Source organism: Dechloromonas aromatica RCB (assembly GCF_000012425.1).
On the sequence record NC_007298.1, the window covers coordinates 1,570,882 to 1,589,201 of the forward strand.

Annotated in this window: 20 protein-coding genes; 5 read left to right on the forward strand and 15 right to left on the reverse strand. The window is 62.9% G+C overall.

Annotation, left to right across the window (positions count from 1 at the left end; genetic code table 11):
- The first annotated feature begins 5 nt into the window (after positions 1-5).
- Positions 6-1,643, forward strand: a complete 1,638-nt coding sequence (gene pgm, locus DARO_RS07480) for a phosphoglucomutase (alpha-D-glucose-1,6-bisphosphate-dependent) (protein ID WP_011287202.1) — start codon at positions 6-8, stop codon at positions 1,641-1,643.
- Between the two features lie 32 nt (positions 1,644-1,675).
- On the opposite strand, the gene DARO_RS07485 is transcribed toward pgm, so the two are convergent.
- The 10 genes from DARO_RS07485 to nifB all read right to left on the reverse strand — a co-directional run bounded on the left by DARO_RS07485 (position 1,676) and on the right by nifB (position 11,919).
- Positions 1,676-2,602, reverse strand: a complete 927-nt coding sequence (locus DARO_RS07485) for a response regulator transcription factor (protein ID WP_011287203.1) — start codon at positions 2,600-2,602, stop codon at positions 1,676-1,678.
- On the reverse strand, positions 2,589-5,984 hold the full coding sequence (locus tag DARO_RS07490; protein ID WP_011287204.1) for an ATP-binding protein: 3,396 nt from the start codon (positions 5,982-5,984) through the stop codon (positions 2,589-2,591). The genes DARO_RS07485 and DARO_RS07490 overlap by 14 nt, the downstream gene beginning before the upstream one ends.
- 130 nt (positions 5,985-6,114) lie before the next feature.
- Positions 6,115-7,095, reverse strand: coding sequence for an ADP-ribosyl-[dinitrogen reductase] hydrolase (gene draG, locus DARO_RS07495; RefSeq protein ID WP_011287205.1), 981 nt, complete (start codon positions 7,093-7,095; stop codon positions 6,115-6,117).
- Positions 7,074-7,646 (reverse strand): nitrogen fixation protein NifQ, encoded by a 573-nt coding sequence (locus DARO_RS07500; protein ID WP_011287206.1) that lies wholly within the window; start codon positions 7,644-7,646, stop codon positions 7,074-7,076. The genes draG and DARO_RS07500 overlap by 22 nt, the downstream gene beginning before the upstream one ends.
- Positions 7,647-7,656: 10 nt before the next feature.
- On the reverse strand, positions 7,657-8,019 hold the full coding sequence (locus tag DARO_RS07505) for a 2Fe-2S iron-sulfur cluster-binding protein (RefSeq protein ID WP_011287207.1): 363 nt from the start codon (positions 8,017-8,019) through the stop codon (positions 7,657-7,659).
- 86 nt (positions 8,020-8,105) lie between these two features.
- Positions 8,106-8,393 (reverse strand): 2Fe-2S iron-sulfur cluster-binding protein, encoded by a 288-nt coding sequence (locus tag DARO_RS07510; protein ID WP_011287208.1) that lies wholly within the window; start codon positions 8,391-8,393, stop codon positions 8,106-8,108.
- 16 nt (positions 8,394-8,409) lie between these two features.
- Positions 8,410-9,681 (reverse strand): FprA family A-type flavoprotein, encoded by a 1,272-nt coding sequence (locus DARO_RS07515; protein ID WP_011287209.1) that lies wholly within the window; start codon positions 9,679-9,681, stop codon positions 8,410-8,412.
- Positions 9,659-10,138, reverse strand: a complete 480-nt coding sequence (locus DARO_RS07520) for an ArsC/Spx/MgsR family protein (protein WP_011287210.1) — start codon at positions 10,136-10,138, stop codon at positions 9,659-9,661. The genes DARO_RS07515 and DARO_RS07520 overlap by 23 nt, the downstream gene beginning before the upstream one ends.
- Positions 10,138-10,416, reverse strand: a complete 279-nt coding sequence (locus DARO_RS07525) for a 4Fe-4S binding protein (protein ID WP_011287211.1) — start codon at positions 10,414-10,416, stop codon at positions 10,138-10,140. Before DARO_RS07525 ends, DARO_RS07520 begins: the two co-directional genes overlap by 1 nt.
- Positions 10,417-11,919 carry a nitrogenase cofactor biosynthesis protein NifB gene (gene nifB, locus DARO_RS07530; protein ID WP_011287212.1) on the reverse strand — a complete coding sequence of 501 codons (1,503 nt, stop codon included), beginning with the start codon at positions 11,917-11,919 and terminating at the stop codon, positions 10,417-10,419.
- 323 nt (positions 11,920-12,242) lie between these two features.
- On the opposite strand from nifB, the gene DARO_RS07535 reads away from it, so the two are divergent.
- On the forward strand, positions 12,243-12,986 hold the full coding sequence (locus tag DARO_RS07535; protein WP_011287213.1) for a dinitrogenase iron-molybdenum cofactor biosynthesis protein: 744 nt from the start codon (positions 12,243-12,245) through the stop codon (positions 12,984-12,986).
- Between the two features lie 91 nt (positions 12,987-13,077).
- Here DARO_RS07535 and DARO_RS21620 read toward each other — a convergent pair whose 3' ends face one another.
- On the reverse strand, positions 13,078-13,338 hold the full coding sequence (locus tag DARO_RS21620; RefSeq protein ID WP_011287214.1) for a hypothetical protein: 261 nt from the start codon (positions 13,336-13,338) through the stop codon (positions 13,078-13,080).
- Between the two features lie 119 nt (positions 13,339-13,457).
- On the opposite strand from DARO_RS21620, the gene DARO_RS07545 reads away from it, so the two are divergent.
- Genes DARO_RS07545 through DARO_RS07555 form a run of 3 tightly spaced genes read left to right on the forward strand, consistent with a single transcriptional unit; the run spans position 13,458 to position 14,725 of the window.
- A complete protein-coding gene (locus DARO_RS07545; RefSeq protein WP_011287215.1) occupies positions 13,458-14,018 on the forward strand; it encodes a flavodoxin in 561 nt (186 codons plus the stop codon).
- A 12-nt stretch (positions 14,019-14,030) separates the two neighbouring features.
- On the forward strand, positions 14,031-14,357 hold the full coding sequence (locus DARO_RS07550; protein ID WP_011287216.1) for a thiosulfate sulfurtransferase GlpE: 327 nt from the start codon (positions 14,031-14,033) through the stop codon (positions 14,355-14,357).
- On the forward strand, positions 14,354-14,725 hold the full coding sequence (locus DARO_RS07555; RefSeq protein WP_011287217.1) for a hypothetical protein: 372 nt from the start codon (positions 14,354-14,356) through the stop codon (positions 14,723-14,725). The genes DARO_RS07550 and DARO_RS07555 overlap by 4 nt, the downstream gene beginning before the upstream one ends.
- A 148-nt stretch (positions 14,726-14,873) precedes the next feature.
- Here the strand turns inward: DARO_RS07555 and DARO_RS07560 are convergent, their stop codons facing one another.
- The 4 genes from DARO_RS07560 to cyoE form a co-directional block, all read right to left on the reverse strand.
- Positions 14,874-15,596 carry a PEP-CTERM sorting domain-containing protein gene (locus tag DARO_RS07560; protein WP_011287218.1) on the reverse strand — a complete coding sequence of 241 codons (723 nt, stop codon included), beginning with the start codon at positions 15,594-15,596 and terminating at the stop codon, positions 14,874-14,876.
- Between the two features lie 311 nt (positions 15,597-15,907).
- The gene (locus tag DARO_RS07565; protein WP_011287219.1) at positions 15,908-16,225 is read right to left on the reverse strand and encodes a dATP/dGTP pyrophosphohydrolase domain-containing protein; all 318 of its coding nucleotides are present in this window, start codon (positions 16,223-16,225) and stop codon (positions 15,908-15,910) included.
- A 126-nt stretch (positions 16,226-16,351) separates the two neighbouring features.
- Positions 16,352-17,398 carry a COX15/CtaA family protein gene (locus tag DARO_RS07570; RefSeq protein WP_011287220.1) on the reverse strand — a complete coding sequence of 349 codons (1,047 nt, stop codon included), beginning with the start codon at positions 17,396-17,398 and terminating at the stop codon, positions 16,352-16,354.
- Positions 17,399-17,404: 6 nt separating this feature from the next.
- Complete coding sequence (gene cyoE, locus DARO_RS07575) at positions 17,405-18,301, reverse strand: heme o synthase (protein ID WP_011287221.1); 897 nt, start codon at positions 18,299-18,301, stop codon at positions 17,405-17,407.
- Positions 18,302-18,320: the final 19 nt, after the last annotated feature.

An 18,320-nucleotide genomic window follows, 5' to 3' on the forward strand; every position in this document is an offset into this window, starting at 1 on the left:
AGAGCATGGCTCACCCACTCGCCGGCCAAGCGGCCCCGCTTGCCAGCCTGACCGACATCCCCGCGCTGCTTGCCGCCTACCACCAGCAACCCGACATCAACGAACCGGCCCAGCGCGTCGCCTTCGGCACCAGTGGTCATCGTGGCTGCGCCTTCAATGGCAGTTTCAACGAAGCGCACATTCTGGCTATCGCCCAGGCGGTGGCTGAATACCGCTTGCAGGCCGGCATTCGCGGCCCGCTCTTCCTCGGCATGGATACCCATGCGCTGTCCGCCCCGGCCCAGCAAAACGTCCTCGAAGTGCTGGCCGCCAATGGCGTGCTGATCCATCTGCAGGAAAACCAGGGCTATACCCCGACGCCGGTGATTTCGCGCGCCATCCTGGTCCATAACGCCCAGCCAGCCGTCGAACGCGCCGACGGCATCGTCATCACGCCGTCGCACAACCCGCCGCAGGATGGCGGCATCAAGTACAACCCGCCGCATGGCGGCCCGGCCGATACCGATGTGACCGGCTGGATCGAGCAACGCGCCAATGCGCTGATGGCCGACGGCAACCGCGGCGTCAAGCGCCTGCCGTACGGGCAAGCCCTGGCGGCGGCAACGACCCGGGCGGTCGACCTGATGACGCCCTACATTGCCGAACTGGGCAGTGTCATCGACATGCAATCCATTCGTCGGGCCAAGCTGAGGATAGGCGTCGATCCGATGGGCGGCGCTGCCGTGGCTTACTGGAAGCCGATTGCCGAGCATTACGGGCTGGACATCACGGTGGTGAACCCCGCGGTCGATCCGACCTTCGGCTTCATGACCCTGGACCACGATGGCAAGATCCGCATGGATTGCTCCAGCCCCTATGCCATGGCCAGCCTGGTCGCCCTGAAAGATAAATTCGATATCGCCTGGGGCAACGACGCGGATGTGGACCGCCACGGCATCGTCACCCCATCGCTCGGCCTGATGAACCCGAATCATTACCTGGCGGTGGCGATCAATTACCTGCTTGCTCATCGGCCGCAGTGGCCGCACAGTTCGGCGGTCGGCAAGACACTGGTGTCGAGCGGCCTGATCGACCGCGTGGTCAAGGGGCTGGATCGCACGCTGCTCGAAGTGCCGGTCGGTTTCAAGTGGTTTTCGGCCGGCCTGCTCGATGGCAGCATTTGCTTCGGCGGCGAGGAAAGCGCCGGTGCCAGCTTCCTGCGTCGCGATGGTTCGGTGTGGACGACGGACAAGGATGGCATCATCCTCGGGCTGCTCGCGGCCGAGATCACCGCAGTGACCGGCCGGGATACCGGATCGCACTATCTGGATCTTGCCTCTCGCTATGGCACGCCGTATTACCTGCGCATCGACGCCGCGGCGACCCCGGCCCAGAAAGTGGCCTTCAAGCAACTGACCGGCGACCGGGTCAGCGCTGCAACACTGGCCGGCGAGCCGATTACCGCCCGGCTGACGCGGGCGGCCGGCAACAATGCAGCGATCGGCGGGCTGAAGGTGACGACGGAGAACGGCTGGTTTGCCGCCCGTCCGTCAGGGACCGAGGATATCTACAAGATCTACGCCGAAAGCTTCAAGAGCGAGGCGCACCTGCAGCAACTGGTGGCCGAGGCGGGCACCATCGTGACGGCCGCACTGGCGGCCTGAAATGGGACAATGATGGCTGATCCGGGGCGCTTTCAGGCGCCGCGGATCTTGCTCATCGCCAGATTGGCGGCTGCCGTCCGCGTTTCGACGCCGAGCTTCTCGAAAACATGCTCCAGATGCTTGTTGACCGTCCGCGGGCTGTTGCCGAGGATGTCGCCGATATCGTTGCTGGTCTTGCCCTGTACCACCCAGTAGAGCACTTCGGCTTCGCGCTGGGTCAGGCGGAAGGCGGCGATCAGCGATTCGACCGCTGAGGCGTCGTTTTCTTCGCGCAGCACGACCATCCATTCATCGTCGCCGGTCTGGTCATGGAAGGAGGCGAGCAGGCGCTTGTTGCCTTCGGCGATCAGCAGCGGCGCGGGCTCACGGCCATCGGCCCGGGCGCGGAGTGCCGCCGTGATCCAGGTCAGCAGTTCCTCCGGGGCGACGGTTTCCGGGTTGGCGAAATAGCTGTTCAGCAGGCCGCGGGCGAGCGGCGTCTGCCAGACGATACGGCTGTCGGCGGCGCGCACGGCGACCGTGGCCTGGCCGAAGGCGTCGAGCGCGCTGCGCGCCTGCTTCATCTGCCGGGCGTTCATCATGTGGGCGGCAATGCGGGCCAGTACCTCGGCCGGGCGGATCGGCTTGGTGACGTAATCGGCACCGCCCGCGGCAAAGGCGGCGACGACGTGCTCGGTTTCGGTCAGCCCGGTCATGAAGACGATGGGGATGTGCTGGGTCGAGAAGTCGGCTTTCAGGCGGCGGGCGACCTCGAAACCGTCCATGCCCGGCATCAGCGCGTCGAGCAGGATGACGTCGGGCAGGCTCTGGCGGGCGCGTTGCAGCGCCGCTTCGCCGTGCGTCGCGACGAGCACGGTGTAGCCGGCCTCGTCCAACGCATCGTGCAGCAGGGAGAGGTTTTCCGGCACATCGTCGACGATCAGGACGATGTCCGAGATGTTGCGATCAACGGGTGGCATCGCGCATTTTCCTGAGAATTTCCTTCATCGCATCGAACTGGAATTGTCGCGCAAGATCGCGCAGGACACGGACGAATTCACCGTGGCGGGCATCGAGGCGTTCGATTTCGCCCAGCTTGTTGAGGATGCCGCGCAGGTAACCAAGGTTGATCAGCTCGTCGAGGGCGGCGAGTTCGGTTTCGTCAGGCGGCAGCAAGGGCAGCGGTTCGGCCGGGGCAGCCAGTGGCGCTGTGGCGGGCATGTCGGCGGTGACCCATTCAATGCAGAGCTTTTTGCCCAGCCAGTCGAGCAGTTCATTGACCTTGAGCGGCTTGACGATGAAATCGTCCGGCGTGATGCCGACATCGTTGTCCAGCCCCTTGTCGTAGGCGTTGGCCGAGAGGATGGCGATCTGCGCCGCGTTCTGGCCCTGCTGGCGCAGGCGGCGGATGGTTTCCCAGCCGTCGATGCCCGGCATGCCGAGGTCCATGAAAATCAGGTGCGGCGCGAAGCGGGGCACGGTCGCCAGGCATTCGTAGCCGCTGGCCGCCTGCTCGACGATGAAGCCGAGCGGTTCGAGCACGTTTTGCAACAGGTCGCGATCGACCTTCTCGTTATCGACGACCAGAATGCGCTGGCGCACGCCGATGTAGCCGATCCGGTTGAGCTTCGGCAATTCCCTCGCGGCCTGTGCCGAATGGACCGAGGGCAGGAAGAGGCGGATGCGGAACAGCGTGCCCTCGCCGGCGGTGCTGGAAACCTGCATCTCGCCGCCCATCAGGTCGGTGAGCATGCGGGCGATGGTCAGGCCGACGCCGCTGCCGCCCGCCTGTACCGTGCTGCCGCGGGTGAAGGGCTCGAAGATGCGCTCCAGGTCGGCGGCCGGGATGCCGGGGCCGGTGTCGCGGATTTCGAAGATGGCCATGTCGCGCCGGCATTCGACCTTGAAACTGACCCCGCCGCGCACGGTGAATTTGACGGCGTTGCCGATGACGTTGATCAGGATCTGGCGCAGGCGTTTTTCATCGGCGCGGACCACCGCAGGCAGTTCGCCGACCGGCTGGTAGTCGAAGGAAAGCCCCTTGTTGCGCGCCTGCAGTTCGAACATGCCGACGATCTGCTGCATCAGTTCCGGGAAATCCATGGCCTTGACGTCCAGCGTCAGCTTGCCGCCTTCGATGCGGGCAATGTCCAGCGTGCCTTCGATGACCGACAGCAGATGGTCGCCGGATTTGCGGATGACGCTGACCGCCTGCAGGCGGTTGGGCGGGATGTCCTCATCGGCGGCGAGAATCTGCGCGTAGCCGAGAATGCTGTTGAGCGGCGTGCGCAGTTCGTGGCTGATCGCCGTGATGTAGCGGCTCTTGGCCTGGTTGGCCTGCTCGGCGACGACCTTGGCCTGTTGCAGCGCGGCATCCGTACGCTGGTGCGACTCGATTTCCTGGATCAGCAGTTGCGTCTGGCGATTCGACTCTTCCTGCGCGACGCGCCGGCTTTCCTGCGTCAGCACCATCCACCAGGCAATGACGCCGCTCAGCATCAGCAGTGCAGCAAAGGTCTTGATGAAGCTGTCCTGCAAGCGGGCGACCACCGCTGGTTCCGGGCTGCCGAGGGCGAGCAGTTCGTGCGTGTAGAGCACGCCGAGGATCAGCGCCAGGACGGGCACGATGCCGGTCATCAGCAGCAAATAGTGACCGAGGCCGGTGTCGAGGTAGGGCAGAGCGGCTTTGGGCAGGATGCGGCGCAGCACGGCATTCCATTGCGCGCCGAGATGAGCCTGAGGTTTGCACAGGTCGTGGCAGCGGGCGTCAAGGGAGCAGCACAGCGAGCAGATCGGCCCCTGATAGGCCGGGCAATGGGCCATGTCTTCCGCTTCGTATTCGCGTTCGCAAATCGCGCAGGTGGTGGCGTGGGCGGATGCGGTTTCGTTGGGGCGGACCAGATAGTAGCGACCGTGCGTGATCCAGGCGATCAGCGGCGAAACGATGAATGCCGCAGCCAGCGCGACGAAGGGGGCATAGGGTTGCAGGGCATCGCCGAATACGCCAACGAAGGTGCAGATCGATAGGGCCGAGGCGATGGCCATGGCGCCGGTGCCAACCGGGTTGATGTCGTAGAGGTGGCTGCGCTTGAACTCGATGCCCTTGGGCGAGAAGCCAAGCGGCTTGTTGATGACGAGATCGGCGACCACCGCCGCCATCCACGAAATGGCAATGTTCGAGTACAGCCCAAGCACCTGGCCGAGCGCCTGGAAGACATCCAGCTCCATCAGCAGCAGGGCGATCAGCGTGTTGAAGATGACCCAGACGACGCGGCCCGGGTGGCTGTGCGTCAGCCGGGCGAAGAAATTGGACCAGGCCAGCGAACCGGCGTAGGCGTTGGTGACGTTGATCTTGAGCTGGGAAATGATCACGAACAGCGCCGTCGCAGCGATGGCCAGCGTCGTGTTGTCGAAGACGTGCGAGAAGCCGATCAGGTACATCTGGTTCGGATCGACGGCCTTCTCGGCGGAAATGCCGTTGCGCAGCACCAGCCAGGCGAGCAGGGCGCCGCCAAGCATTTTCAGGATGCCGGGCACGACCCAGCCGGGGCCGCCGATGATGACCCCGAACCACCAGCGGCGTGCCGTGGCCGGGGTCTTTTCAGGCATGAAGCGCAGGTAATCGACCTGCTCGGCCATCTGAGTAACCAAGGCGATGCCAACCGTCAGCGCTGCCCCGAACAGATGCGGGTTGAAGCTGGCATCGCCGCCCCGTTCGCCGCCGTACTGCCAGAGTCCGGCCAGTGCCTGCGGTTCCTCGATGAACAGGAAGGCGTAGGGCAGGATCAGCAGGAAGATCCACAGCGGCTGTGTCCATGCCTGTAGTCGGCTGATCGCCGTCACGCCGTGGGTGACCAGCGGGATGACCACCAGCGCGCAGATCAGGTAGCCCCAGGCCGGCGGTATCTTGAAGGCCAGTTCCAGCGCGTAGGCCATGATCGCCGCTTCGAGGGCAAAGAAGATGAAGGTGAACGAGGCGTAGATCAGCGAGGTGATCGTCGAGCCGATGTAGCCGAATCCGGCGCCGCGGGTCAGCAGGTCCATGTCCAGTCCATGCCGCGCGGCCATCACGCTGATCGGCAGGCCAAGCAGGAAGATGATCAGGCCGGTGGCGAGAATGGCCCAGAACGCATTGAGGAAACCAGCTTGAACCATCATCGTCGCGCCAACGGCCTCGAGCACCAGAAATGAGGCAGCACCGAAGGCCGTGTTGGCGACGCGCATTTCCGACCATTTGCGGAAACTGCGCGGCGTGAAGCGCAGGGCGTAGTCTTCGAGGGTTTCGTTGGCGACCCAGGTGTTGTAGTCGCGGCGAATCTTTACTACTTGTTGTGTGGCTGGCTTGGGGGGCGCAAGGTTCATCGGGAAATTAAAACACGATTCCCTCAATAAGCGTTTTGCCGGGGCAAGATTGTTGAAGCAGCCGCGATCGCGGCAAGCCGGATTTCCATTGCGCCGTTGTCGACAAGGCGCCAGCGGCGCGGCCAGCCGCTCACATCCGCGCGGTCGGCTGGCTGGATGTCGATTCGCCGAGCGCCAGCAGGGCGGTGGCCTGTTCGGTACACCGGGCCGAAATGTTCTCGTCGACGGCTTTCAACCAGCGTCGTGGAATGCTCCCCGTGCCGTAGCGGGCGCCAGCCAGCATGCCGGCAATGGCGCCGGTGGTGTCGGCGTCGCCGCCGCGATTGACGATGTCGATCAGGCAATCCTCGAAGGTTTCGGTGGCGAAGAAGGATTGCAGCACGGCCTGCATGGTATCGACGACGAAGCCGCTCGGGTTTTCACGACGTTTCTTGTCGTAGGCAAAGACCGGGTAGTCGCTGACCAGTTTGAAGGCCCGTTCGCGTTCGACTTCGATGGGGTCGCGGCCGGCGAGGAAGTCCTGCACCATGAAAGCCAGCGTTTCACAGGCCGCATCGGACAGTGCGTTGTGATGGGTGACATGGGCCTGGGCGCGGCAGGCACTGACCGTCAGTTCCGCTGCCTTGCCATAGCAGGCCAGGGCGACAGGCAGGACGCGCATGGCGGCACCGTTACCGGCATCGTGCTCGGAGGCAGCCGCTTCGGGATGGCCGGTCTTGCGGAAGGAAATCAGGTTGCGGCGGACCGTGTTGCCGATGTCGACCGGCTTGGCGCGCATCCAGGCATCGAAGGCTTCGGCTGCCGCCTTGGCGTCGACACCGCCACTGGCCAGAATGGATTCGCCGAGGGCAAGCGACATGGTCGTGTCGTCGGTCACCTGGCCGGCCTTCAGGCGTAGCCAGCCGCCGCCGGTGATCTCGGCATGGACGCCGATCTGGTGGCGGATTTCATTGGGCGTCAGGAATTCGACGGTGGCGCCCAGCGCATCGCCAATCGCCAGTCCGCTATAGGCGGCAACGCCCCGGTCGAGCAGCGCCGAGCGCGCCGGATAGGGGGCGGCGCGGCGGCGTACCGGCGCGGTTCTGGCGATCAGTTCTCCGGACCAAAACATTTGGCGTAATCCTTGCAAACCCCGCAGGACGGGGCGGGGCAGACATAAATGCCTTCACGCGAGCAGAACTGACGGTAGAGGAATTTCTTCCACTTCATGTCGCCGGTGTTGGCGCGGGCAAGTTCGGGAAAATTCACCCACATCAGCTGGCTGAGTTCGTCACGACTGGCGAGGCCAAGGTCCTGCCAGAGATGGTCGCGGCCGATACAGGCGGTGGCGACGATATTGGCCATCAGCAGTTCGCTGGGCGATTTGCGGGCGCGGTGGTCGAGCAGCAGCTTTTGCAGATCGTCCCATTCGGGGATTGATTCGATTTCCCGGGCGGTCGGCGTTGCCGTGCAGCCGGGAAAATAGGCTTCGCGCAGATAGCGATAGGCAGCCGGGCCGAGGCCAAGGTGCGGCGGCAGGCAGCCGCCTCCACTGGTCTGGCCGGCAATCAGGCTGGCCAGCAAGGGACGGTTCGGATCGAACGCCGCCGGCCCGATTGCCGGCGAAGCCAGTAGGTCGGCCAGCAGCAATGGCCGCAGGGGCAGACGATCCGGACCGTTCATGTCTTTTGCCTTATTTGCTCGGATATTCGACCAGGATGTCCTCGTCGCGGACGATCATCTGGCAGGCGAGGCGCCACTGGGTCGGCGGGATGTCGTCGACGTACATCTGGTCGACCTGGGCCTTGGTGATGTGGCCGAGCTCGAGCAGGGCGGCGACTTCGCGGACGTTGAGCGGGCCCCCCATCGGCGCGCGCTTGCCGTCGACCGACGAGACCTTGACCAGACAGGTACCACAGTTGCCTTCCTGGCAGCCGAAGTCGATCGGGATGTGATGTTCCTTGGCCAGATCGAGGATGGTCTGGGTGTGGCTGCCGGCGACGGCATAGACCGTCTTGTCCTTGTGCAGCGGGCTGCTGAATGTAATGAGGGCCATTTCTTGTTTCTCCGGAAAGCGGGTTGTTTGAATTTCTCTGTTGGGGTTGGGTGATTGCTTTTAATCTTGTTCTGTCGCGGTAGCGTTCAGGCTGGCTTGACGACCAGTTCGCCGCCGAGAATCTGCGCCTGGCAGGCCAGCCGGTGGCCGCGCGGGGCCAGGTTGTCCTTGAGGACCTGGTCTTCCAGAATGCTTGGCGTGGCGAGGTTCTCGCCGCCCGAAACGATCTTGGTCAGGCAGGTGCAGCACTCGCCTTCACGGCAGCCGTAGGTGATCCCGGCGCCGACTTTTTCGGAGACTTCAATGAGGCGGGTGCCGGCTGGCACGGTGACCGAGACGCCGATATCCTGAAAGGTGACTTTGGCTTTTGGCATTGTTTTCTCCCTTTATCTACGCAAGAGCCGCCATGTCGATCTCGCGGTGTTCGATCCGGCCGGTCAGGTGACGGGCCAGGTTTTCGCCGAGAAGGCGGCATTGCTCCAGTTCGCTGGCATCCGGCACCAGCTTGATGCGCAGGCCGTCGACCGGAACGCGCAGCTTCAGCCCACGCAGGCGGTCCTCAATCAAACGTACGGCCTCGCCGCTCCAGCCGTAGGAGCCAAAAGCGGCACCAAGCTTGCCCTTGATGTTGACGGTGGTCAGTGACGACAACAGATCCCAGATCGGCTTGACGGCGTCGGCATTGATGGTCGGGCTGCCGAAGGCGAGGCCATCGGCTTCCTCGACCAGATCGGTAAAAATTTCCGCTTCGCCCCCTTCCAGGTCGTACAGCGAGACGCGGACGCCACCGAGCGATTCGGCACCGGCGGCCAGCGCTTCGGCCATGCGCCGGGTGTTGCCGTAGGCGGAAAGATAGAAGACGACCAGCGTTTTCTCGCTGCGTGCTTCGTTGAAAAGGCGCGGTGTGGCCAGTTCGCGGTAACGATGCACGTAATCGCGCGGCTTGTGGCGCAGTACCGGACCGTGGGCCGGGGCGATCAGCTGGATGTCTAGCGGTTCGATCAGCGCGATGGCGTCGAGCACATACTCGCGGAAGGGCCGCATGATGTGGGCGTAGTAGTACTCGAACGAGAAGCGGAAATCGCCGACGGTGTCGTTGAACAGCCGGTTGTCGCAGAAGTGGCAGCCGAAAATGTCGCCGGTGAACAGCAGTCCATCCTCGACCAGATAGGTGCATTGCGTATCCGGCCAGTGCAGATAGGGCGTATGCAGGAAGCGCAGGGTGCGGCCGCCGAGATCGACCTCGTCGTCGGTGGTCACCGGGATGTATTCGGGCGCTTTCTCGCCGGTCGGCTTCAACAGCGCCTTGAGCATCATCTGGGCGCGACTCGACAAATACACCTTGGCCTGCGGGGCGCGTTTGAGCAGTTCGGGCAGGGCGCCGCTGTGGTCCGGCTCGAGATGGTTGAGCACGATGGTGGTGATTTCTTCGTACTCCGCCACCGATTCAAGGCGGCGGAAGAAATCGTCGGCGAAGTTTTCCTTGACCGTGTCGATGATCGCCACGCCGTTGTCGCCGCGTACGACATAGCTGTTATAGCTCGTGCCGTTGGCGGTTTTGAGGATGATGTCGAAACTCCGCAGATGCGGGTCGAGGGCGCCCACCCAGTGGACGCCCGGGGCAATTTCTACAGCACTGTCAGTGATGGCCGCAGCTGCCATGGCTGCTTTCCTCTTGCTCGTGATCATGGGCATGGCTGCCGCAATGGCCATGACCTTCAGGGCTATGCACGCAGGCTTCGATATTGCCTTCCGGCAGTGCCACGTTGTTCAGACCGAGCCAGGCGTCGACCGTCGCGACATCGAAGCCGACCATGCGTTCATCGCCGACTTCCATCAGCGGCCGGCGGATGAGCAACGGGTTGCCAAGCAGCAGATGCAGGGCATCCTCGAAGCCGAGGTTTTCCGGCACGATCTGGCCGGACTTGATGTCCGGCGCGGCGCGGTTGAACCACTCGGTGACCGGCAGCTTGCCGAGGAAGGCGAGTAGCCGGTCGGCCGTCCACGGCTCGGTCTTCAGGCTCTTGGCCTGGACCGTGTGGCCGGCTGCAGCGAGCAGGGTCTTCTGGCGAAGATTGCCCTTGCAGCCGGGTTTCTCATAGAACGTGATGACGGCCATTACGCTGCCTCGCGCCACAAGCCGAATTCCTTCAGCTTTTCGATCGGGATACCGGTCAGCGAGCCGGGCGGGTTCAGGAACTCGCCCAGTTCATCGACAATGGCCATCTCGATCGGGCAGATCGCAGCGCACTGCGGCACGCTGTGGTCGCCCAGGCATTCGGTGCATTTGCCGTCGTCGATCAGGAAGTGTGGGGTGTCCTGGTAGATCGCATCGTTCGGGCAGACATCGACGCAAGCCCAGCAATTGACGCAGGATTGGGTTATCTGGAGTGCCATTTACGCCACCTTCAGGGTTTCTGCGGAGGGAAGCAGCTTGCCGGTTGCCGCAATTTCCTTGTACACCGCCATCACGGCATCCTCGATCGGCTCCATGGCGTGCTCGCCATTCGGCGCGATGCCGGCGGCTTCCAGCTTGCCCCAGGGTTCGTAGCCGATCTTGGAGCAGAGCACGACCTCGCAGCCTTCGAGCACGCGGATGTTGCGGTCGAGCAGGGATTCCGTTGCGCCTTCATCGACCACGTCGCCATTGCCGCAGGAATCCATGCCGCCACAGTACAGCTCGGTCTTGCGGTGGCTGATGAAGCGGACCCCCGAGGGGGAGGCCTCGTAGATCAAGAATTCCTTGGCGTGGCCGAAGTGCTCGGCGACGACACCGTTCTTGCCAGCCACCGCCATCAGCACCGGGCGTGAACCTTCCGGAATGCCTTCGTGCTTGGGCTTGACGATGCCGCGCTTGGCGTCGAGCTTCTCGATGATCTCGTCGTGCACCACCTTGCGGCGGACCATGGCGGCTTCGTAATCGACATCCATGACGTCAATCTTGTCGAGCGTGAACTCGTCGCCGCGGTCCTCGCCCAACAGGCCGACTGCATCGGCGCGGCACTGGCGGCAGTGGCGCATCATCGCCATGTCGCCGGCACAGGCATCCTGCAGGTCCTGCAGCATTTCCGGCGTTGGTTCCGGCTGCTCCATGATCCCGTAGTAGGTGCCGTGCTCGGGCTCGGCGATCAGCGGCATCACGTTGTGCAGGAAAGCGCCCTTGGCCTTGACGATCTTCGAGACTTCCTTGAGATGCTCGTCATTGACGCCGGGGATCAGCACCGAGTTGACCTTCACCAGGATGCCCCGGTCGGTCAGCATCTGCAGACCCTTCTGCTGCTGTTCGATCAGGATGCGCGCACCTTCGACACCGGTGATTCGCTTGTTCTCCCAGTAGATCCACGGATAGATCTTGGCACCGACTTCGGGATCGACGCAGTTGATGGTGATCGTCACATGGTCGATGTTGTGCTGGGCGATGCGGTCGACGTACTGCGGCAGATTCAGGCCGTTGGTCGACACGCACAGCTTGATGTCCGGGGCGCGCGCGGACAGCTGTTCGAAGGTTTCAAAGGTGCGGCCCGGGTTGGCGAGAGGGTCTCCGGGTCCGGCGATGCCCAGCACCGTCATCTGAGGAATCTCGGCGGCGACGGCGAGGACCTTCTTGATCGCCTGGTCCGGCGTCAGCAGCTCGGAAACGACGCCCGGGCGGGACTCGTTGGAGCAGTCATACTTGCGGTTGCAGTAATTGCACTGGATGTTGCAGGCCGGGGCGACGGCGACATGCATGCGGGCGAAGTAATGGTGCGCTTCTTCGGAGTAGCAGGGGTGATCCTGCACCTTGGCGCGGATGTGGTCAGGGAGATGGCCCAGGGCGTCCGGCGCAGTGCCGCAACCGCTGGACGAACAGCCGCCGCCTTCTGCGGCCGGCGCGGTGTTGCTGATGACTGGAAGTTCCACGATGAAGGCTCCTCGAATGCTGTGCGGAGCCTATTCAGCAATCGGTGTGCCAGTCATTGAATTCCATTTAAAACAGCGGCTTATGAATTCAGTTTCGGCGCCCTGTCGGACGGCTTGTCGCATATGTGACAGGAGGGGCGGCTGACTTTTCAGGTCATCCTGGATTTTGTCAGTTATCAGACATGAGTCGTGTCGTTCTGGCTTTGGGGGTCTGAACTATTTTTATATTTGTTCGTTAAATCATGCTCTTGGCTAATTCTCGGCGGCTGGCACCATCCCTGCAAGGAGGGCTTGCCCCAACCCGAATAGTCCAGGAGAACATGATGGAAAAAGCCACGCCTCCGATTACCCGCGAGGCCGCGCTGCGCATTGCGCTGGCGGCGCGGGCCATGCCCAACGCCTCGTTGCCGGCGCTGATCGACCTGATCCAGCGCCGCCTTGGTGACGAACTCGACGAAGAAAAGCTGCGCCAGGTGACGGTGACCATGCTGAAAACCGGCTTCGCCAGCGCCGATGGCGAGGAGGATGGCGAGGATATTGGTATCGGACTGGAGGCCATGAAGCTGGCCGTACGCATCCTGTGGGGCGAGACGCAGGGCGATGAGTCGCTGCCCCGGGTCGAGGCCTATCAGGCCGGCGACATGCCCGGGTCGGTGCGCGTCGCCATCGCATCGGACAAGGGTGATCTGCTGTCCGGGCATTTCGGCTCCTGCCTGCGTTTCCTGGTTTATCAGGTATCGCCGGACGAAATTCGGCTGATCGATATCCGCGACACGATGGATGCTGAGTTTGCCGACGACAAGAACCTGTGGCGCGCCCGGCTGATCGGCGATTGCCATGTCTGCTACGTTGTGTCGATCGGCGGGCCGGCAGCAGCCAAGGTGATCCGGGCCGACATCTACCCGATCAAGGTGCCGGATGGCGGCCCGGCGGTGGAGATCCTGCAGCCCTTCCAGACGGCCATGCTCGAGTCGCCGCCACCGTGGCTGCTCAAGATACTCGGCGTGGCGGCCGAAAAGCGCTTGAAGAACTACAGCGCGCAGGAAGCCGTGACGGCCGACGAATGAGTACCCTGCTTTTTGCCATTCCTGCCATGGCGGGAATCCAGTCGATGCCTGGCCTTGGGGGCCAGCCTTTGCTCCCCAAGGGCGGCTGGCCTCAGCCGGCCAGCCGCTCCATCTGGCGCGGCGCCAGGCCGACCAGTGTCAGTTGTGTGCCTTCGTCGCCATTCCACCACACCGCTACCCAGCCCGTGCCATCGGCGTCGATGCGTTCGATGGCGCAGTTGGCGCCGATCATGTCCATGAACATCTCGAGCTGGTCTTCTTCCAGTTCCGGGTCGGGCGAAATGTCGAGGACGCGGACTATGTCGCCGAGGGCGACGCTGTGGCCGTTGATGTCTTTGGTGGTGAATTGCATGGCGGACTCCTGGGCTGCGTTGTCTTGTGGTCGTGTCGCAAAACCGACGGCGGCCACCCGTTTGACCGGTGGTTTGCAATGGCCGTGCCACCCTATTTGTAATTAGCAGAGGAGCGAAGATGAGCAAGATCGGAATGTTCTTCGGCACCGAGACCGGAACGACCCGGCTGGTGGCCAAGAAGATGCAGAAAAAGCTGGGTGACGAGATTTGCGACAAGCCGATCAACGTCAACCGCATTACCCCGGCCGACATGATGAAATACGACGCCTTGATTCTCGGTACGCCGAGCTATGGCATCGGCGAGATTCCCGGCCATGGTGCTTCCGGCTGCTTCGAACCGAACTGGGCGGAGTTCTTCGACCAGATGCCGGCCACCCCCGATTTCACCGGCAAGCGCATCGCCTTCTTCGGCCTTGGCGCCCAGGAGCGTTACGCCGACCGGTTCTGCAGTTCGCTGTTCGCTCTGGTTGAAAAGTTCAAGGCCTTGGGCGCCGAGATCGTCGGTGACTGGCCCATCGATGGCTACACCTACGAGCAGTCGGCTGCCGAGGTTGATGGTCGCTTCATCGGTCTGATCATCGACCAGCGCACGCAGGGCATGTTCACCGACGAGCGCATCGACGCCTGGCTGGCCCAGGTCGTGCCGCTGCTCTCCGAGAAGCTGACGGAAACGGTCTGAGTGGAGGCGATGATGAGTAAGTCAGACAGTTTCGAATGCATCCCCGGCAGCATGGCCGCCGAACTGATCCGTAGCGAATCCGACGTGGCACTGTTCGACGTCCGCGACAGCATGGCCTACCGGGCCGGCCACGTGGAAGGTGCCGCCCACCTCAGCGAAGACCGCCTGCTGGCCTGGATGAAGCGCCTTCCAAAGGAAACGCCGGTGGTGATCTACTGCTACCACGGCAACGCCAGCAAGACCTACGCGCAGATGTTCATCGATTTCCGCTACACACGGGTGTTCAGCGTCGATGGTGGCTATCCGGCCCTGGACATGGCGCTGTCGGCCGCGGCATGAGCACGGCCCACGTGTCGGACTGGGTAGCAAGCCAGCCGCTGACTGCCAGCGATGTCGATTGTGCGACGGCCGTCATGCTCAAGATCCTCGATGGCAAGTGCAAGATGGGCGCACTCGAGAAGGCAGTCATGGCGGCGCTCTACGAAGCGCTACAGGGCAGACCGGGCGAGCGCTTCGGTCAGGCCGAACATGCGCTGATCGCCACCGCCCGCCAGGGGGCCGACGATGTATTGCGTAATACCATCTACGAACGCCGCGTCCTCGCCGAAACCGCTATCTCTCGCCCGGTGATGAAGGCATTCGAGGCAATGATTCGGGCTAATGGATTGTTTGCCGGGCAGGCTGAAGAGGCGGGTGAGGGAGAATGACGCATCGATAGTTGAATAGTGAATGGCGCCAATGAAATGCATGCGGCGTGGTGGAAGCAGGGCTGAAGCGGTTCCCCGTTAGCGCAATTGAAAACGGGAGCTTCAGCTCCCGTCTTACTCACGCGCACAAATAAATTCAGGCCACTTGTCAGTGCCTGCGGCGCACTATCCCTAGTCCGGCGAGACTCAGGAAAATCAGCGCGATCGAGGAAGGCTCCGGTACATTCGTTGGGGGATCTGGCTCTATCGCGAGCGTCGTGCGGATACCAAACGTAAATGCATGCCAAAACTCACTGTTTGGCATCGTCCACGAAAACGTCGAGTACGTCCCGTCGAATTGCAGTGCTCCGGCGCCTTCCCGGCCTTCGATGATATTGGGGGCTAACTGGGTTAACGAGCCGGAACCCCAGCAACAGGTCGGACCTTGGCTCAGGATGGTGAACGGAGCATCGAACACATACGTCGCGGGAATTCCTGATGATCCGAGCGTTGTAACGTCCATCAGCGGATCCTTGATCGGCGCCGACAGCGTCACCCGATAAGTCATATTGTTTTCACCAACCAGCTGGAGTGCCTCGAAGGTCGACGCGTTGGAAACCTGAGCGCTTGTATAGGCCGTTGTCGGATTCCAGATTGACGCGTCTGCCACCCCGAGGAACGATCCGTGCGTGCCGTCCGTCCTGATGGCATCAAAAGTAACACCCACTGTCGAGGCATCCGGTAGCGTGATCACACCCTGTGCTGTCCCCCCTCCCGGATTCGCACTTGTCCAGTCGGTGTAGTAATAGGTCAAGGCCATGGCGTTGGCTGAAAATATGGATCCAGCTAATGCTGATAGCGCGACAAGCACTTTCTTGATCGTCATGTTCATGACCACCCCCTTGATACGCTGCAGTTAGTAATATTTGCTCAGTGGCGCATGTTCCATGCCAATTAATATAACCGTTTATAATCAAATGGTTATTTTTTGATTAATAAATAGACATCAGCGAGTGTCAATTTTTTCGACAGTACAATCGGGGGGGGCGTAATGGATGTCGTCATCCGAAGCCGATCGTTTGAGGCGATCTTCACGTAAAAAAGTGCAGTCGCCTTTACTACGTGTTCTTGGATGTCTGGTCTTCCTGGCCGCGGATTTTCGCCCTCAATCCTGGAGGAAAATGGAAAGTGCTGCCAAAGCGGTCAAAACCGCGTGCTGCCATCGGCTGCGGTGCGCCAATCGGGCCAGGTAGCGTTTTCGTTCAGCGTCTGCTTGGCCGTCAGGGCGCGGGCGATGTCTTCCGGAGCGAAGCCGGCGCGCAAGGCGCCATCCAGGGCAAGAAGTGCCACGTCGAGCCATTCGTCCAGATCGAGTGGCGTGGTTTCAAGCTCCTTGAACTCCTTCTGGAGATGGGCGAGCAGTTCTTTCGTGTGATGGCCGGGGCCAAAGGTCTTGTCGGAAAAGGCTTTGTGGTGGTGCAGGTAGGCGATCAAATCGAAGGCAGGAGGCGTTTGGGTCATGGTTCGTCGAGATCCGCGTGGGGAAAAGGCATCGTCCTTCAGTCACGTTTGGCACCCGGCGCATACCGGTCCATGCGATGCCGTTCATGTCTTCCAGTATAGCGCCCTGAATTGGCAGACCACGCATTAGGCGGGGGTGTGCAGACCAGGTTCCGGGCAGGCGTGCCGGGAGCGCTCGGCGACGGGATCGATGGCCGGAAGTCGCAGGTTGATGGTCAGCAGTACGCTGAACAAGCCGGCCGCACCGAGCGTGTGGGCCACGGCCATGGGCAGCGGGAGCGAGAGCAGCACATTGCCGATGCCAAGGGCGATTTGCAGGCCGAGCATGGCGAGCAGTGCGCCGGCCCAGCGTCGTTGTTCCCGGTCGCTGCCGGTGCCGAGGGCGATGGCCAGGGCAAGGACGGTTCCGGCGACAAGGATGGCACCCAGGCGATGAACCCAGTGGATGGTGGTCAGCGCCTCGGTGCTCAGGAGCTGGCCGTGGGCGTTGTAACCCAGGTCGCGGACGACGGTGAAGGCATGGCCGAAGTCCATGGACGGTTGCCATAGGCCCTGGCAGCGCGGCAAGTCGGGGCAGGCGAGACCGGCGTAGTTGCTGCTGACCCAGCCGCCCAATGCAATCTGGCCGATCACGGCAAGCAGCGCGAGGCGGGCTGCCAGGCGCAGCGTCGGGCCGGCAGCGCGCGGCAGGGAGGCCTGTCGCTCACGCCAATTGAGGACGACCAGCAGGGCCAGCGTGCTCATGCCGCCGAGCAGGTGCAGGGTGACGATCACCGGCTTGAGCAGCAGCGTGACGGTCCACATGCCGAGGGCGGCCTGCAGGCCGACGAGACCGAGCAGGATGGTAGGCAGGAGGGGCGACCGCCGGCAGCGCAGGGCGGGGCGCCAGGCGAGCCAGCAGATGGCCAGGATGAGCAGGCCCAGCGTGCCGGCGAAATAGCGATGGACCATTTCCTTCCAGGCCTTGCCCGTATCCACCGGTTGATGCGGGAAATTGGCCTGGGCGGCCAGATGTTCATGCCCGCTTTCGGGAACGCCCAGCCAGTGGCCGTAACAACCCGGCCAGTCGGGGCAGCCGAGGCCGGCATCGGACAGCCGGACGTAGGCGCCCAAGCCGATGACGATCAGGGCGAGCAGGGCGGCAGCGATCAGCAGGGCGCGGTAGAGGCGCATGGCGGCCTAGAGGACGATCAGCCGGTCGGCGAACAGCGCCGCGAAGAGCAGGGTCAGGTAGAGGATGGAATAGCGGAAGGTACGCCGGGCCAAGGCATCGCTGTAGCGGCGGCAGAGGGCGATGGCGTAGCCGAGGAAGACGAGGTCGAGCAGGCCGATGGCGATCAGGTAGAAGCCGCCGCTCATGCCGAGCGAGACCGGGATCAGGCTGGCGGCAGCCAGCATCAGCGTGTACCAGAGGATGTGCTGGCAGGTGAAAGCGATGCCGTGAGTGACCGGCAGCATGGGCAGGCCGGAACAGGCGTAGTCGTCACGCCGGTAGCAGGCCAGTGCCCAGAAATGCGGCGGCGTCCACAGGAAGATGATCAGGAAGAGAACCAGCGGTTCGGCCGAGACCTGGCCGGTCATTGCCGTCCATCCGAGCAGCGGCGGCATGGCGCCGGAAGCACCGCCGATGACGATGTTCATCGGCGTTGCCGGTTTCAGGATCAGCGTGTAGATGACGGTGTAGCCGACGAAGGTGGCCAGCGTCAGCCACATCGTCAGGTCGTTGATGAAGCCGTGCAGCAGCCAGAGCCCGGCGGCGCCGAGGGCGGTGGCCAGCGTCACCGTTTCGAGCGGCGAGATGTCGCCGCGGGCGGTTGCCCGCCAGCTGGTGCGCGCCATCTTGGCATCGACGGTGCGCTCGACCAGACAGTTGAGGGCAGCGGCCGCGAAGGAGACCAGCGCAATGCCGAGCGATGCAACGCCGAAGCGCAGCAGCGGCGGAAAATCCGGTGTCGCCAGGCACATGCCGATCATGGCCGTGAACACGATCAGGCTGTTGACCCGCGGCTTGCACAGGTGGCTGAAGGCGGCGAGGCGTTGGCCGAGGGGGAGCGACGGGGTGGCGATGGTTTGCATGGCTGGGTTCCTTTGCGAT